This window comes from Perlabentimonas gracilis (assembly GCF_011174675.1).
In the GTDB taxonomy this organism is placed as follows: Bacteria; Bacteroidota; Bacteroidia; order Bacteroidales; family Tenuifilaceae; genus Perlabentimonas; species Perlabentimonas gracilis.
In genome coordinates, this window is sequence record NZ_JAANIG010000006.1 from 12,604 (window position 1) to 25,361 (window position 12,758).

Annotated in this window: 18 protein-coding genes; 12 read left to right on the top strand and 6 right to left on the bottom strand. The window is 45.5% G+C overall.

Going from position 1 to position 12,758, the window contains the following annotated elements:
* Positions 1-23: 23 nt before the first annotated feature.
* From rplU to mutL, 8 genes are all read left to right on the top strand, one after another.
* Positions 24-335 carry a 50S ribosomal protein L21 gene (gene rplU / locus G8O23_RS04100; protein WP_166362054.1) on the top strand — a complete coding sequence of 104 codons (312 nt, stop codon included), beginning with the start codon at positions 24-26 and terminating at the stop codon, positions 333-335.
* 20 nt (positions 336-355) lie between these two features.
* Positions 356-616 (top strand): 50S ribosomal protein L27, encoded by a 261-nt coding sequence (rpmA, locus tag G8O23_RS04105; protein WP_166362056.1) that lies wholly within the window; start codon positions 356-358, stop codon positions 614-616.
* An 89-nt stretch (positions 617-705) separates the two neighbouring features.
* A complete protein-coding gene (gene serS, locus G8O23_RS04110; protein ID WP_166362058.1) occupies positions 706-1,977 on the top strand; it encodes a serine--tRNA ligase in 1,272 nt (423 codons plus the stop codon).
* A 109-nt stretch (positions 1,978-2,086) separates the two neighbouring features.
* Positions 2,087-2,977 carry a DMT family transporter gene (locus tag G8O23_RS04115; RefSeq protein WP_166362060.1) on the top strand — a complete coding sequence of 297 codons (891 nt, stop codon included), beginning with the start codon at positions 2,087-2,089 and terminating at the stop codon, positions 2,975-2,977.
* A gap of 12 nt (positions 2,978-2,989) precedes the next feature.
* Positions 2,990-4,240 carry a S41 family peptidase gene (locus G8O23_RS04120; protein WP_166362062.1) on the top strand — a complete coding sequence of 417 codons (1,251 nt, stop codon included), beginning with the start codon at positions 2,990-2,992 and terminating at the stop codon, positions 4,238-4,240.
* An 86-nt stretch (positions 4,241-4,326) separates the two neighbouring features.
* Complete coding sequence (ruvC, locus tag G8O23_RS04125; protein ID WP_317168990.1) at positions 4,327-4,890, top strand: crossover junction endodeoxyribonuclease RuvC; 564 nt, start codon at positions 4,327-4,329, stop codon at positions 4,888-4,890.
* A 79-nt stretch (positions 4,891-4,969) separates the two neighbouring features.
* The gene (locus G8O23_RS04130; protein WP_166362066.1) at positions 4,970-5,248 is read left to right on the top strand and encodes a hypothetical protein; all 279 of its coding nucleotides are present in this window, start codon (positions 4,970-4,972) and stop codon (positions 5,246-5,248) included.
* Between the two features lie 7 nt (positions 5,249-5,255).
* A complete protein-coding gene (mutL, locus tag G8O23_RS04135; RefSeq protein ID WP_166362068.1) occupies positions 5,256-7,100 on the top strand; it encodes a DNA mismatch repair endonuclease MutL in 1,845 nt (614 codons plus the stop codon).
* 85 nt (positions 7,101-7,185) lie between these two features.
* Here the strand turns inward: mutL and G8O23_RS17685 are convergent, their stop codons facing one another.
* The 3 genes from G8O23_RS17685 to G8O23_RS04150 are packed head-to-tail and all read right to left on the bottom strand — an operon-like array spanning position 7,186 to position 7,963.
* A complete protein-coding gene (locus G8O23_RS17685; RefSeq protein ID WP_166362070.1) occupies positions 7,186-7,407 on the bottom strand; it encodes a hypothetical protein in 222 nt (73 codons plus the stop codon).
* The gene (locus G8O23_RS04145; RefSeq protein WP_166362072.1) at positions 7,401-7,712 is read right to left on the bottom strand and encodes a hypothetical protein; all 312 of its coding nucleotides are present in this window, start codon (positions 7,710-7,712) and stop codon (positions 7,401-7,403) included. Before G8O23_RS04145 ends, G8O23_RS17685 begins: the two co-directional genes overlap by 7 nt.
* A gap of 50 nt (positions 7,713-7,762) precedes the next feature.
* The gene (locus G8O23_RS04150; RefSeq protein ID WP_166362074.1) at positions 7,763-7,963 is read right to left on the bottom strand and encodes a hypothetical protein; all 201 of its coding nucleotides are present in this window, start codon (positions 7,961-7,963) and stop codon (positions 7,763-7,765) included.
* A gap of 420 nt (positions 7,964-8,383) precedes the next feature.
* Between G8O23_RS04150 and G8O23_RS04155 the strand changes: the two genes are divergently transcribed.
* The 4 genes from G8O23_RS04155 to rimM all read left to right on the top strand — a co-directional run bounded on the left by G8O23_RS04155 (position 8,384) and on the right by rimM (position 10,184).
* Complete coding sequence (locus G8O23_RS04155; RefSeq protein ID WP_166362076.1) at positions 8,384-8,602, top strand: addiction module protein; 219 nt, start codon at positions 8,384-8,386, stop codon at positions 8,600-8,602.
* A 14-nt stretch (positions 8,603-8,616) separates the two neighbouring features.
* Positions 8,617-8,922 carry a type II toxin-antitoxin system RelE/ParE family toxin gene (locus G8O23_RS04160; RefSeq protein WP_166362078.1) on the top strand — a complete coding sequence of 102 codons (306 nt, stop codon included), beginning with the start codon at positions 8,617-8,619 and terminating at the stop codon, positions 8,920-8,922.
* 150 nt (positions 8,923-9,072) lie between these two features.
* Positions 9,073-9,657, top strand: coding sequence for a 30S ribosomal protein S16 (locus G8O23_RS04165; RefSeq protein ID WP_166362080.1), 585 nt, complete (start codon positions 9,073-9,075; stop codon positions 9,655-9,657).
* 11 nt (positions 9,658-9,668) lie between these two features.
* Positions 9,669-10,184: a ribosome maturation factor RimM gene (gene rimM, locus G8O23_RS04170; RefSeq protein WP_166362083.1), complete on the top strand. Its 516-nt coding sequence runs from the start codon at positions 9,669-9,671 to the stop codon at positions 10,182-10,184.
* Here rimM and G8O23_RS04175 read toward each other — a convergent pair whose 3' ends face one another.
* The 3 genes from G8O23_RS04175 to ahcY all read right to left on the bottom strand — a co-directional run bounded on the left by G8O23_RS04175 (position 10,185) and on the right by ahcY (position 12,702).
* On the bottom strand, positions 10,185-10,610 hold the full coding sequence (locus tag G8O23_RS04175; RefSeq protein WP_166362085.1) for an acyl-CoA thioesterase: 426 nt from the start codon (positions 10,608-10,610) through the stop codon (positions 10,185-10,187). It abuts the gene before it with no gap.
* Between the two features lie 37 nt (positions 10,611-10,647).
* Positions 10,648-11,211 (bottom strand): L-threonylcarbamoyladenylate synthase, encoded by a 564-nt coding sequence (locus G8O23_RS04180; RefSeq protein WP_166362087.1) that lies wholly within the window; start codon positions 11,209-11,211, stop codon positions 10,648-10,650.
* 72 nt (positions 11,212-11,283) lie between these two features.
* A complete protein-coding gene (gene ahcY / locus G8O23_RS04185) occupies positions 11,284-12,702 on the bottom strand; it encodes an adenosylhomocysteinase (RefSeq protein ID WP_166362089.1) in 1,419 nt (472 codons plus the stop codon).
* Positions 12,703-12,758 lie beyond the last annotated feature (56 nt).

The following is a 12,758-nucleotide window of genomic DNA, read 5'->3' on the forward strand; positions in this document are numbered from 1 at the left end:
AACACTATAAACATTCAAATATAATGTACGCTATTGTAGATATTGCAGGACAGCAATTTAAGGTGCAGAAAGATCAGAAGATCTTTGTTCATCGCCTTGAGGCTGAGGAAGGCACCGAGATGAATTTCGACAAGGTTCTACTTGTTGATAATGAAGGCAAAGTAACCATTGGAGCCCCAACCGTTGAGAATGCCAAGGTAACCGCCAAGGTTCTCGATCACGTTAAGGGTGACAAAGTTATTGTTTTCAAAAAGAAAAGACGTAAGGGTTACAAGGTGAAGAACGGCCACAGGCAGCAGTTCACCCAAATCCAAATTGGAGAAATTGTAGCATAACCGTATAAAAGATTTAGAAAATGGCACATAAGAAAGGGGCGGGTAGTTCCAATAACGGACGCGAATCCGAAAGCAAACGATTAGGTGTAAAACTTTTCGGTGGTCAGGTATGCAAAGCTGGTAATATTATCGTTCGCCAGAGAGGCACCAAGCATAACCCAGGTCAGAACGTGGGTATGGGTAAAGATCACACTTTGTTTGCACTAGTTGATGGAACCGTTGCGTTCCGCAAAAAGGCTGAGAACAAATCGTACGTTTCAGTTATTCCAGCAGAAAGCTAGTTTTTTGCATACTTACAGTATAAAAATCTCCTGCAGCTTACCTGAAATGTGTAAGTTCAGGGGATTTTTCTTTAATAATACCTACCAATATGCTTACGCTTAAACAAATCCACGAAAACAAGGAGGAGGTGATTGCCCGTCTCCTTACTAAAAACTTTGATGCAAAGGAGTTTGTTGAGAAGGTAATTGACCTTGATGGCGAACGTAAATCGCTTCAAGGTAAACTCGATGCAATGCTGGCTGAACAAAATGCCCTGTCGAAGGAGATTGGCATTATGTTTAAGCAGGGCAAGGCTGGTGATGCCGAGACTGCCAAGCAAAGGGTATCGAGCCTAAAGGAGGAGTCAAAGCAGCTATCGCAACATATGGTCGAGGTGGAGAAGGAATTAGCCGATACCTTGGTTAAGATTCCAAATTTGCCACACCCCTCGGTTCCCCATGGGAAAACGGCTGACGATAATGTAGAGGTTCGAGCGGGAGGATCGGTTCCGTCACTCCATAAAAACGCCAAACCCCACTGGGAACTAGCCAAGGATTTTGATATCATCGATTTTGAACTAGGTGTGAAAATAACCGGAAGCGGATTCCCCGTGTATAAAGGTAAAGGCGCAAAGCTGCAACGCGCGCTAATAAACTTTTTCTTGGAGGAGAATATTGCCGCTGGCTACCGCGAGTTTATGCCACCCCTAATGGTGAATGAGGATTCGGCCTATGGCACTGGCCAGCTACCCGATAAGGATGGGCAGATGTACCATGCTGTGGCCGATAATTTTTACCTTATACCCACTGCCGAGGTGCCGGTAACTAACATCTTTAGGGATGTAATTCTAAATGCTTCTGATTTTCCAATAAAGCTTACAGCATACACCCCTTGCTTCCGTCGCGAGGCAGGCTCGTACGGAAAAGACGTTCGCGGCTTAAACCGCTTGCATCAGTTCGATAAGGTGGAGATTGTTCAGGTACAGCATCCCGACAAATCGTACCAAAGCCTCGATGAGATGGTGGCACACGTTGAGGGGATTCTTAAGAAGTTGGAATTACCCTACCGAATAGTTCGCCTTTGCGGTGGCGATATGAGCTTCACATCGGCGCTAACCTACGATTTTGAGGTTTACTCCGCAGCACAGGAGAAGTGGCTTGAGGTAAGCTCCGTTTCCAACTTCGAGTCTTTTCAGGCAAACAGGCTAAAGCTTCGCTACCGCGAAGAGGGCGAAAAGCGGAATTTGCTAGCCCATACCCTTAATGGTAGCTCGTTGGCATTGCCTCGTATTTTGGCTGCGCTGCTCGAAAATTATCAGGATGAGAGTGGAATAAATATCCCCAAGGTACTTCAGCCCTTCTGCGGATTCGAAAGAATCTAGCTAAAGCAAAATATTTTAGTCTAACCGACTCTTTTTGGGTTTTTGTAAAACCTAAGATGAGTCGGTTTGTTATATTTGTTGGTTATAACAAATATGCCCAAAGCTCAATATGAATACTAAAAAACTCTCCTATATCTTTGCCGGTCTAACCATCCTTTTTTGGGGAACGGCAGCATCGGCGTTTAAGTTTACACTCAACCATTTCTCGTTTGTGCAGCTTTTGGCCTGGTCCTCGCTGTTTTCAACTCTGCTGCTACTAGCAATAATGCTTTTTAGTGGCAAGTATAGGTTAATGACCAAGACATCGCGGTTAGAGATAATCCCTTCGCTGTATTTAGGTTTACTTAACCCATTTGGCTACTATTTCATCCTGCTCAGAGCCTATGAGTTGCTTCCTGCTCAGGTAGCTCAACCGCTAAATTTTATATGGCCTTTAATTCTAGTGCTACTTTCGGTGCCGCTTCTGGGCGAGAAGATTACTGCCAAGGGTGTTTTTGCCTTACTAATTAGCTTTGGTGGCGTTATCCTTATTTCGTCCGAGGGTAATATATCTAGCATTGAGATCAAGAGTCCTTTGGGTGTTATGCTAGCCCTTTCCAGCTCGTTTATATGGGCTTTATACTGGATACTAAATTTACGCAACTCCAAGCTCGACCCTGTTGTCCGCTTATTTTTCAACTTTCTGTTTGCCACAATTTACTCATTTGCTGCTGGCTTGTTCTTTAGCGATTTTTGGAGCATAAATTTAATGGGAATTTTTGGCTCTTTGTACGTTGGGTCATTCGAAATGGGCATTACATTTGTGCTGTGGCTAAAAGCTTTATCTATGGCCGAAAGCAAGGCAAAACTGAGCAATATTATCTACCTTGTGCCGTTTGTAAGCTTGGTGTTTATTCACTTTTTTGTGGGCGAGCAGATATACTGGACAACCATCGTGGGTTTGCTTGTTATTGTGGGTAGCATATTGTTTCAACAGCTGAGTAGAAGTAAAAGAACTTAAATAAATACTATTATGAATACCAGAGTTACCCTTATTGCAATACTTTTTGCAGCCCTTTGCGTATCAAGTTGTAAAAAGGACGATCCTGAGGTTGATCAGAACATCCTAGCCAATGAGCAGCTGGTTCTGGTTATGGACGATTACTACCTATGGTACGATAAGTTACCTTCGGTTGATTACAAGAATTACCCTTCACCCGTTGAGTTGCTCGAGGCACTAAGGTATAAGGAGCTGGACAGGTGGAGTTACATAAGTACCAAGCAGGAGATTGATGCATACTACAATCAGGGAGAATTTAAAGGGTACGGAATTGGGATGGGGTTCGATAGAGACGATAACCTTTGGATAACCTTTGTTTTTAAGGATTCTCCACTGGCTGCTTACGGTGTAGACCGTGGATGGAGAATAAGTAAAATCAACAATTCTGTGGTTACACCTTCCAATGCCAACACGTTGCTCGCACTGGAAAGCGCTACCTTCACTTTGATTGACCCTGACGGCAACGAGGTGGTGGCTAATGTGGCCAAGCGAGAGGTGGTGATGAATACCGTACTAATGGACTCGATTTACGAAACTAGTACAGGAAAGGTAGGCTACTTTGTGCTAAAGGGTTTTATTGGCCCAACCATTAATGAGCTGGATGGTGTTTTTGATGAATTTTTGACCCAAGGAGTAAGCGAACTTATTGTCGATTTGCGATACAATGGTGGTGGTAGCGTGCAAACTGCAGTACATTTGGCCAACCTTATTGCAGGGGCAAATGCTAACAATGAAGTGTTAGGGCGCTATGTGCACAACGATAAAAAATCGGTTCGAAACGAGAATATCTTAATGTCGCAGAAGTCCAATTCTCTTGACCTAAGCAGGATTGTGTTTATCACAACAGGCAACTCTGCCTCGGCTAGCGAGTTGCTTATTAACGGTTTATTTCCATATATGGAAGTGACTTTGGTTGGGCAAGATACATATGGCAAGCCCGTGGGGATGTACATCTTTACCTCCGAGTCATTTGATTGGGCTTTTGTACCCATCTGCTTTAAGATTTTGAATGCCAATAACGAGGGCGATTATTACGATGGAATCCCTGTGGATATTCCTGCTAACGATGGGGTTAGCTATCCGTTTGGCGACTTGAGTGAGGCTAGCCTTGCTGCTGCAATGGACTTTATTACTGGAGGAGCAGCAAAACAAAGCTATTCCGCTGCCAGCCAAATGTTTTACCCTGTTCAAAAGGGCATTCGCAGCGAGATAGGCGCTTGGTAGCTTATTCTCTAGGTTGGTTTGTGGAGCACTCTGCCATTTCGCTCACAATTTGTTATCTTTGCCGGTAACATCGATTTATGAGTAAAGTGAACCAGCCAGCAGAACGTATAATATTAGGAATTGACCCCGGCACATCGGTTTTGGGCTATGGAGTAGTAAAAGCTAGCGGTAAGAATAAGGTAGAACTGGTGGTTCTGGGTGTTATTGAGCTGAAGAAGTACAAGGATCACTACATCAAACTTAAAGCTATTTACGAGCGGGTGCAGCAGCTGGTTGATGAGTACCTGCCCGACGATGTGGCCATTGAAGCACCCTTCTTTGGTAAGAATGTGCAGAGTATGCTCAAGTTGGGACGGGCACAGGGGGTGGCTATGGCTGCAGCCCTATCGCGGTCGGTGCCAATTTTTGAGTACGCCCCCCGTAAAATTAAGCTTGCCATAACGGGGCAGGGCAATGCATCGAAGGAACAGGTTGCCATCATGCTTCAAAGCATACTAAAGACTAAAGAGTTCGATGCCAAAACGCTCGATGCCACCGATGGCCTGGCAGCTGCGGTATGTCACTTCTATCAGCAAAAATTCGATGTGGATGGGAAACGTGCCTCAAGCTGGAGCGATTTTATAAGGAATAATCCCGAAAGGGTAAAGTGAGTCTAGCGAAGGGGTGATACGCTCTACCTAATCTCGACGTTTCTTAACAACTAACAATTTTAAATGTACTACTATGGGAATGATCACCTTTTTTAAAACCCCAAAACCCAAGCGGTTCGATTATACGCCCCAGTATTACGATGCCCGTAAAGAGGCCCTCAAGGAGCGTGAACGACAGATTAAGCAGGAAATGGGTGAGGCCGATGAGGATGCACCTAGGGTCTCTCTTATCCGTGGGCAAATGCGGAGGCAGTACGAGCAGAAGATAAAAGGGAGGGCTAATCGAGGTTCGGGCCTAAGGTTATTTGTCATTTTTATTATACTTTGCCTTTTGGCATACTACCTTTTATACCTATAGCTTTTTTATGCCCGATGTAATACAACTTTTACCCGATTCGGTTGCCAACCAAATTGCCGCCGGTGAGGTGGTTCAGCGCCCTGCATCCGTTGTTAAGGAGCTGATGGAGAATTCTATCGATGCGGGAGCGCAAAGCGTGCAGGTGGTAATTCGTGATGGGGGCAAGGCGCTTATCCAAATAATTGATGATGGGTGCGGGATGTCCGAGACCGATGCTAGGCTTTGCTTCGAGCGGCATGCCACATCCAAAATTCGGCAGGCCCACGATTTGTTTGCCATTCAAACTATGGGTTTCCGTGGTGAGGCAATGGCCTCTATTGCCGCTGTGGCCGAGGTTGAGATGAAAACCCGCCTTCATGATAGCGCCGTAGGAACAAGCATTAGGATTTCGGGCTCGGAGGTGGTGGAGCATGAGGCTACATCGTGTCCGGCAGGAACATCCATTTGCGTAAAGAATTTGTTTTTTAATGTACCCGCCCGCAGAAAGTTTCTGAAAAGCTCTTCGCTAGAGCTAAAGCATATCATCAGCGAGTTTCAAAGGGTTTCGTTGGCCAATCCTTCCGTGGCGTTCTCGCTATCGCACAATGGTGCCGATGTGTATAAGCTGTCCGCTGGTAACGTGAAGCAGCGGATATCCCAGCTAATGGGAAAGAACCTGGGGCAGCATTTAATCGATATTAGCACACAAACATCTGTAATTGAGATTTCAGGCTTTATTGGTAAACCCGATAGCGCCAAAAAGAGCCCAGGGGAGCAATTCTTTTTTGTGAATAATAGGTACATGAAGAACCCCTACCTGCACAAGGCGGTCATGAGGGCCTACGAGAAGCTTATCCCCACCGATAGTATTCCCCCTTACTTTATTTTCCTGAAAACCGACCCCAGTTCCATTGATGTGAATATTCATCCTACCAAAACAGAGATAAAGTTTGAGGATGAAAGGATGATCTGGCAGATACTCAATGCGTCGGTGCGTGAGGCTATGGGGAAGTTTGCCATTGTCCCATCAATCGATTTTGATACCGAGATGGTGGTTGATATACCATTTTTCCCGCCCAGCGCGCCGGTTAGCCCTCCCGAAATTGCTGTTAATCCCGACTATAACCCATTCGATCGCGATTACGTTAGCCGCTCGTCGTCGCAGCAAACCTCTAGACCACACAGGCCTTCGGCCAGGGGATGGCAAGACTTGTTTCAGCAGGAGCAGGGTAAGGGATTTGAGGAGCAGCCAGAGCCGCAATCGCCCATCCTTTTCAATCAGGTTGAGAGTGAGCCCAAGGTTCCTAAACCCTCAGAACGATTCTTTCAGGTTAAAAATCGATTTATTCTAACCTCGGTAAAATCGGGGCTAATGGTGATTGACCAGAAGCGGGCCCACGAGCGAATCCTTTACGAGAAGTACCTAAAAAATTTATCATCTGGCTCTGTCGGCTCACAGCAGGAACTTTTTCCTCAGACCATCGAGCTAAGTGCAGGTGATTTTGCTTTGCTCCATAGCGTAATCGATGATCTTACGGCGCTGGGTGTAGTGGTTAGTTTCTTGGGTCAAAATACTATTGCCGTGAATGCGCTACCCGCTAGTGTTAAGGTTAGTAGTGCCGAGCAGCTTGTCAATGGCTTTTTGTCTGCTTTTAAAGAGAATACCGGTGGGCAAAGCGAGGATATGCACCATCGGTTGGTCTTGTCGTTGGCTAAAGCAGGCTCTATTCCCTACAATAGGTCGTTGGAGCCAATCGAGATGCAGGATCTGGTAGATAAACTCTTTGCCTGCCAGCAGCCCAACCTCTCGCCCGATGGCAAGCCCACAATCACCATTCTAGGGGTTGATGAGCTGGAGAAGCGGTTTAGGTAGTTTATTTATATCCTTACGGGGTGATTGAGTGCGAGTGCGACTTTTAGACGCGCCCGGACGAAACAACTCCCCGGGCAATTGCCCACTAACTGCTTGGTATTAGATCTGCTAGGCTATGCAATCCAATTATTAAGAGGTTGTTTAGTGCATGAACTGCTACGATAATCCAGTAAGCATGCTTAGTGCTGATATTGGCTCGTGATATATAGCCTACCATATATACTAACCCCGAGAAGAACGTTGCCACTATATACAATGAGCTGTAAAAATGTATTGCTCCAAAAATTAAAGCAGAAAAAATTAGCAACCATTTAGGCTTGGAACAAAAATAACACCCTTTTTATATAGAAAGTAGGGAATATGCTGAAATATGAATGTTTCAACAATTGGTGCCAATACCACGGAAATTGCAAATAGTTCAATAAAGCTAGACTTGGGATCACGCTCCATTAGGTTGCTTTCGGTAACAGTATAATGCAGAACAACGCTAATAATGCTAAAGATAAGGCCTACAGCCAAAGTTAGAGCTAAGGTATATTTTATAAACCCTAGCACATTTAGCCTAGTAAGTTTGCTTTCAATTCGGTGTAAAAAACCATTTTCAAAATGCATGCGAGATCAAATATAATTGCCCCTGCTAAATAATTCAGGGGCAATGTTAATCATCGGAGGCCAAAACCTGAAAGGCTACCGTTGTACCCGTATCCACTCATTTGATGTTCCCAAGCTGCTGAAGCAAGTACCTTAATATGGTCATACGCCTCAGATAGGCCTATTAACTTTGCAAGTTCTTTTAGTAACTGTAGCCATGAGCCACCCCCCCCATCCGTCTCCACCATCTCCTGCACGCCAAGGTTGTTCAAAGATAATTGTTTTGTTGTAATTGTATGATAGTCCGAGTGCGACTTTAAGACGCGCCCGGACTGAAAGTTTTAATACCTAATTTGATAGTCACCCCGTGAGTGGTAATATGTGGTAACTGTTACAAAACGTTGGAATGACCGACAGGAAGCGTCGGACAGCTTGCCTCGTCCTTTATAGACGAGGATTTCAGGTTTTGTACTGAACACCCTAACATTCCAGCGTCCGGCTGCTTTTTGCCGGTCTTGGAATCGTTAATGCGTATGGTTGTAACTACCAGGGTTGCCAGTAAAAGCAAAAGGTTAACTGCCTATATCACGCATAATTTGCCAAACCTTTTTGAGAAGTCCTACACAATTCACTATTTGCATAAGTTGAATTGGCAGTAAAAATTATGTAACTTTGTAAAAAGTCAACTTGCTATGGCCTATACAATTAAAATATCCGATACCAGCCCACAGGCAATGAGCATAATTAATATGCTAAAAGCATTGGCTAAGGATTACGATTTTCTCCATATTACAGAGGATTCCACCAGCATAACTAAGGAGCAGGATAGGGAGTTAGACAGAAGGTACAGCTACGTTACAAAGAACCCAACGGATGGTAAAAGTTGGGAGGAGTTCGAGAAAATGCTGTAAGTAAATTGGTGTGTATGGCTGGCCACAATTTGATTATTAACCCCTTTGCTGAACAGGATATTCTAGATGCTCGGGACTGGTATAACGATCAAAAGAAAAATCTTGGCTCAGAATTAGTGCAAGAAATTAAGCATACCATACATAGCATTGAGGTAAATCCATTCCAGTTCCCCGAAGTTAAATGTAATATTAGAAGAGCCATTGTTAATGGGTTCCCCTACTCAGTTTTCTATACTATCAACAAGTCGGTGATTATTGTTTTTGCACTATTTCACCATAGCCGAAATCCACGAATATGGAGAAAGCGAGAACCTCAATAATTTGCTTAGCAGATATTCACCCCGTGAGTATAAATAATCAGCTCGGCATTAAATTTTGTTTTGCCATTTAAAACTTGCTGATAGTTAACAAAAAACTATTACCTTTGCCCCGCAAAATTAATGTAGGTTAAACTAAAAAAGCGTTTAAGTATGCCTGTAAAAATCAGACTTAGCCGCCACGGTAGAAAGAGAGCACCTTTCTATCACATAGTGGTGGCGGATAGCAGGGCGCCACGGGATGGCAGATTCATTGAGAGGATTGGTTCGTACAATCCCACAACTGATCCTGCTACTATTGAATTAAACTTTGATAGGGCATTGGATTGGCTGCAGAAAGGCGCTCAACCTACCGATACAACAAGGGCTATCCTATCGTACAAGGGTGTTATGATGAAGAAGCACCTAATCGATGGTATTAAGAAAGGAGCTTTAACCCCTGAGCAAGTTGAGGAGAAATTCGAGGCTTGGGTAAAGGAGAAAGAAGCGAAAGTTCAAGCCAAGAAGGATCGTCTCGCCAAAGGCGAACAGGACGATACCGCTAAGCGTATGGAGGCTGAGGCCAAAATTCGTGAGGCTCGTGCTCAAGAAATCGCTAAGAAGCAAGCAGAGCTAGCTGCTAAAGAGGCAGGCGCTGCCGCCGAGGAAGCAGCTGATGAAGCACCTGCTGAAGAGGCCGAAGCGCAGCCCGAGGCTGCAGCAGATGCTGAAGCGGAAACAGAAACTCCTCAAGAGTAGGGATATCCCGTATGAATCAACCTCACCTTACTGAGATTGGTAAAATACAAAAAACTCACGGAGTAAACGGCGAACTTCAGGTTAGCTGGTCCAACGACTTTTATCCTGAAGACCACAATCTTGAATCGGTATTCCTCGTAATCGACGGAATACCGATTCCTTTTTTTATACAATCTCTTCGGATGAAGGGGGCAAACTCATCGCTTATTATTCTCGATGAAATAGATACAATCCAGCAAGCAGATGAACTGGTTGGCCTAAAGATTATGGCCGAGGTAAAATCGTCTAGCTCGAGTGATGAGCTAACTCTTGACGATTTGGTTGGCTTTGTGGTGATTACCAGTCGCGGGGTTCAGCTGGGTACCATTGAGGTGCTGCAGGATTATGCAGGTAACCTGGTGTTTGAGCTGCAAACAGCATCGGGCAACGAGTTGCTTATACCGGCCTCGCCCGACCTGATTGTTGAGATTGACGAGGATTCCAGATCCATTGTCATGGAACTGCCCGAGGGAATTGCCGACCTGTAGCTACAAATCGATATCCTTTTCGAAATTCGCAAAAGCCACGCGCCAACGTGTGGGCACGGCTATGCTTTGCTCTTTACTGCCGCTATACCCTACCATAGTGGATTTTCCTTCGGCTGCCACCTCATTCGTTGTCTTGTTGTATATCTGCTGATGCATCTCAAGGCTCTTGTTGCCCAGCTTGGTTACCTTGGTTCTAACCTCCAGCTCGTCGTATAGCTTGGTTTGAGCAAGGTAGTTTATATTGATACTCACCAGGATAAGACCCTCGTCCTGCCAGTCCATTCGCTCCTTAAGCACATCGTTAAAGTAATGCATTCTGCCCAAATCGAAGTACTGCATATACACCGAGTTGGTGGTATGCCCCAGCATATCAATATCGTTAAATCTTATTTGAATTGGGTGCGTGTGATTGTATTGGTGGCTCATTTTTATGCTTTTGGTAATGTCTCTGGTGTTTATTTCTTTACTCCCGAATAACCTTTACCTCGCCACCCAGACCAAGCTGTATTATGCCCGATGGCATTGGACTTAAGATTTCCTCGTAGGTTTGGGGTACAACCAAATCGACTCCTGCTATAATTTCAGGGGCGATGTCACCAAATGATTTCGGGAATGCGTGCCCCGAGATATTTGCCGAGGTGGATACAATGGGCTTTCGGAAAGCCTGAAGTAGCCTTTCGCAGAAGGTGTGCCTTACCACGCGAATACCTATGCTGCCATCATCAGCAATAAGGTTTGGAGCAAAGTTTCTGGCTTTTGGATAGATTATGGTTAGCGGTTTGTCGGCAACCTCAATCAAGTCCCATGCAATTTCGGGCACCTCTTCGAGGTATATATTAAGCATATTTGGATTCTCGATAAGCACAAGCATGTTTTTGCCGCTTTTCCGCTGCTTTAGGTTCGATAATCTTTCCACCGCATCTGCATTGGTTGCGTCGCAGCCTATGCCCCAGATGGTGTCGGTGGGGTAAAGGATTAGCCCTCCGTTTCGGAGCACATCGAGTGTTGCTTTAATATCGCTCTGCATAATCTACTAAATTTGAAAACGAGGTTGTCCGTAAAAATTGGGCAACCTCGTTTTGATATTGAGTTAATACGATTAGTATCTATAGTGCTCGGGCTTGTATGGCCCCTCAACCTTAACGCCAATGTAGTCGGCTTGCTCTTTGGTTAGCTTGGTTAGCTTAACACCAAGCTGCTCAAGGTGCAGGCGTGCTACCTCTTCGTCGAGGTGTTTTGGTAGTCGGTAAACATCAACCGACAAATCTTTTTGCCATAGCTCCAGCTGGGCAAGGGTTTGGTTGGTAAAGCTATTGCTCATCACGAAGCTTGGGTGGCCAGTGGCGCAGCCAAGGTTTACCAAACGGCCTTCGGCCAGGATGAAGATGGAATGACCATCCTCGAAGAAGTACTGGTCGACCTGTGGCTTAACGGTTTCCTTGCGGACGCCGGGGGCGTTGTTTAGCTTTTCAACCTGTATCTCGTTGTCGAAGTGACCAATATTGCACACAATGGCCTGATCCTTCATCTTCAGTAGATGCTCAAGGGTGATTACGTCGCGGTTTCCGGTTGATGTAACGTAGATGTTCCCCTCATCAAGAGCCTCTTCGATAGGCTTAATCTCAAAGCCTTCCATGGCAGCTTGTAGGGCGCAGATGGGGTCAATTTCGGTTACAATAACCCTTGCTCCGTATGCGCGCATGCTCTTGGCGCATCCCTTGCCCACATCGCCGTAGCCAAGTACAACTACCACCTTGCCGGCAATCATTACATCGGTGGCGCGCTTAATGCCATCGGCAAGCGATTCGCGGCAGCCGTAAAGGTTGTCGAACTTGCTCTTGGTCACCGAATCGTTCACGTTGATAGCTGGAACTAGCAGCTCGCCGCGCTCCATCATCTGGTATAGACGATGAACACCTGTGGTGGTCTCTTCCGATACGCCTTTCCACTCCTTGGCTAGCTTATGCCATTTTTGGTTGTCCTCGGTTAGGGTTTGCTTCAATAGTTTAAGAATCTCTTTCTCCTCAATGCTTTCTCCTTCGCGCTCAATGGTTCTGGGATCATCCTCTGCTTTGCAGCCCATATGGATTAGCAGGGTTGCGTCACCGCCATCGTCAACAATTAGGTGCGGCCCCTTATCGCCGGGGAATGATAGCGCTTGTTTGGTACACCACCAGTACTCCTCCAGCGTTTCGCCTTTCCATGCAAATACGGGAACACCAGCAGCCGCAATTGCTGCAGCGGCGTGATCTTGAGTTGAGAATATGTTGCAGCTTGCCCATCGCACATCGGCACCCAGCTCCACTAGGGTTTCAATTAGCACGGCGGTTTGTATGGTCATGTGTAGCGAGCCAGAAACCCTTGCCCCCTTCAGAGGTTTTTCGGCGGAATACTTATTTCTGATGGCCATAAGCCCTGGCATCTCCTTTTCTGCAATGCTAATCTCTTTCCTGCCCCAGTCGGCCAGCGAAATGTCCTTCACCTTGTATGGAAGTGTTTCTGTGATAGTTTTGTTCATAATTATTTGTTTTAATTCATTGTGATGTATTGCGCGGGGTAAGCCCAACCTCACCT

What these genes read in the sequence shown, in the direction of transcription:
- rplU (WP_166362054.1), top strand. Translation starts at nt 24, where the DNA reads ATGTACGCTATTGTAGATATTGCAGGACAGCAATTTAAGGTGCAGAAA.
- rpmA (WP_166362056.1), top strand. Translation starts at nt 356, where the DNA reads ATGGCACATAAGAAAGGGGCGGGTAGTTCCAATAACGGACGCGAATCC.
- serS (WP_166362058.1), top strand. Translation starts at nt 706, where the DNA reads ATGCTTACGCTTAAACAAATCCACGAAAACAAGGAGGAGGTGATTGCC.
- G8O23_RS04115 (WP_166362060.1), top strand. Translation starts at nt 2,087, where the DNA reads ATGAATACTAAAAAACTCTCCTATATCTTTGCCGGTCTAACCATCCTT.
- G8O23_RS04120 (WP_166362062.1), top strand. Translation starts at nt 2,990, where the DNA reads ATGAATACCAGAGTTACCCTTATTGCAATACTTTTTGCAGCCCTTTGC.
- G8O23_RS04130 (WP_166362066.1), top strand. Translation starts at nt 4,970, where the DNA reads ATGATCACCTTTTTTAAAACCCCAAAACCCAAGCGGTTCGATTATACG.
- mutL (WP_166362068.1), top strand. Translation starts at nt 5,256, where the DNA reads ATGCCCGATGTAATACAACTTTTACCCGATTCGGTTGCCAACCAAATT.
- G8O23_RS04145 (WP_166362072.1), bottom strand. Translation starts at nt 7,712, where the DNA reads ATGCATTTTGAAAATGGTTTTTTACACCGAATTGAAAGCAAACTTACT.
- G8O23_RS04155 (WP_166362076.1), top strand. Translation starts at nt 8,384, where the DNA reads ATGGCCTATACAATTAAAATATCCGATACCAGCCCACAGGCAATGAGC.
- G8O23_RS04160 (WP_166362078.1), top strand. Translation starts at nt 8,617, where the DNA reads ATGGCTGGCCACAATTTGATTATTAACCCCTTTGCTGAACAGGATATT.
- G8O23_RS04165 (WP_166362080.1), top strand. Translation starts at nt 9,073, where the DNA reads ATGCCTGTAAAAATCAGACTTAGCCGCCACGGTAGAAAGAGAGCACCT.
- rimM (WP_166362083.1), top strand. Translation starts at nt 9,669, where the DNA reads ATGAATCAACCTCACCTTACTGAGATTGGTAAAATACAAAAAACTCAC.
- G8O23_RS04175 (WP_166362085.1), bottom strand. Translation starts at nt 10,610, where the DNA reads ATGAGCCACCAATACAATCACACGCACCCAATTCAAATAAGATTTAAC.
- G8O23_RS04180 (WP_166362087.1), bottom strand. Translation starts at nt 11,211, where the DNA reads ATGCAGAGCGATATTAAAGCAACACTCGATGTGCTCCGAAACGGAGGG.
- ahcY (WP_166362089.1), bottom strand. Translation starts at nt 12,702, where the DNA reads ATGAACAAAACTATCACAGAAACACTTCCATACAAGGTGAAGGACATT.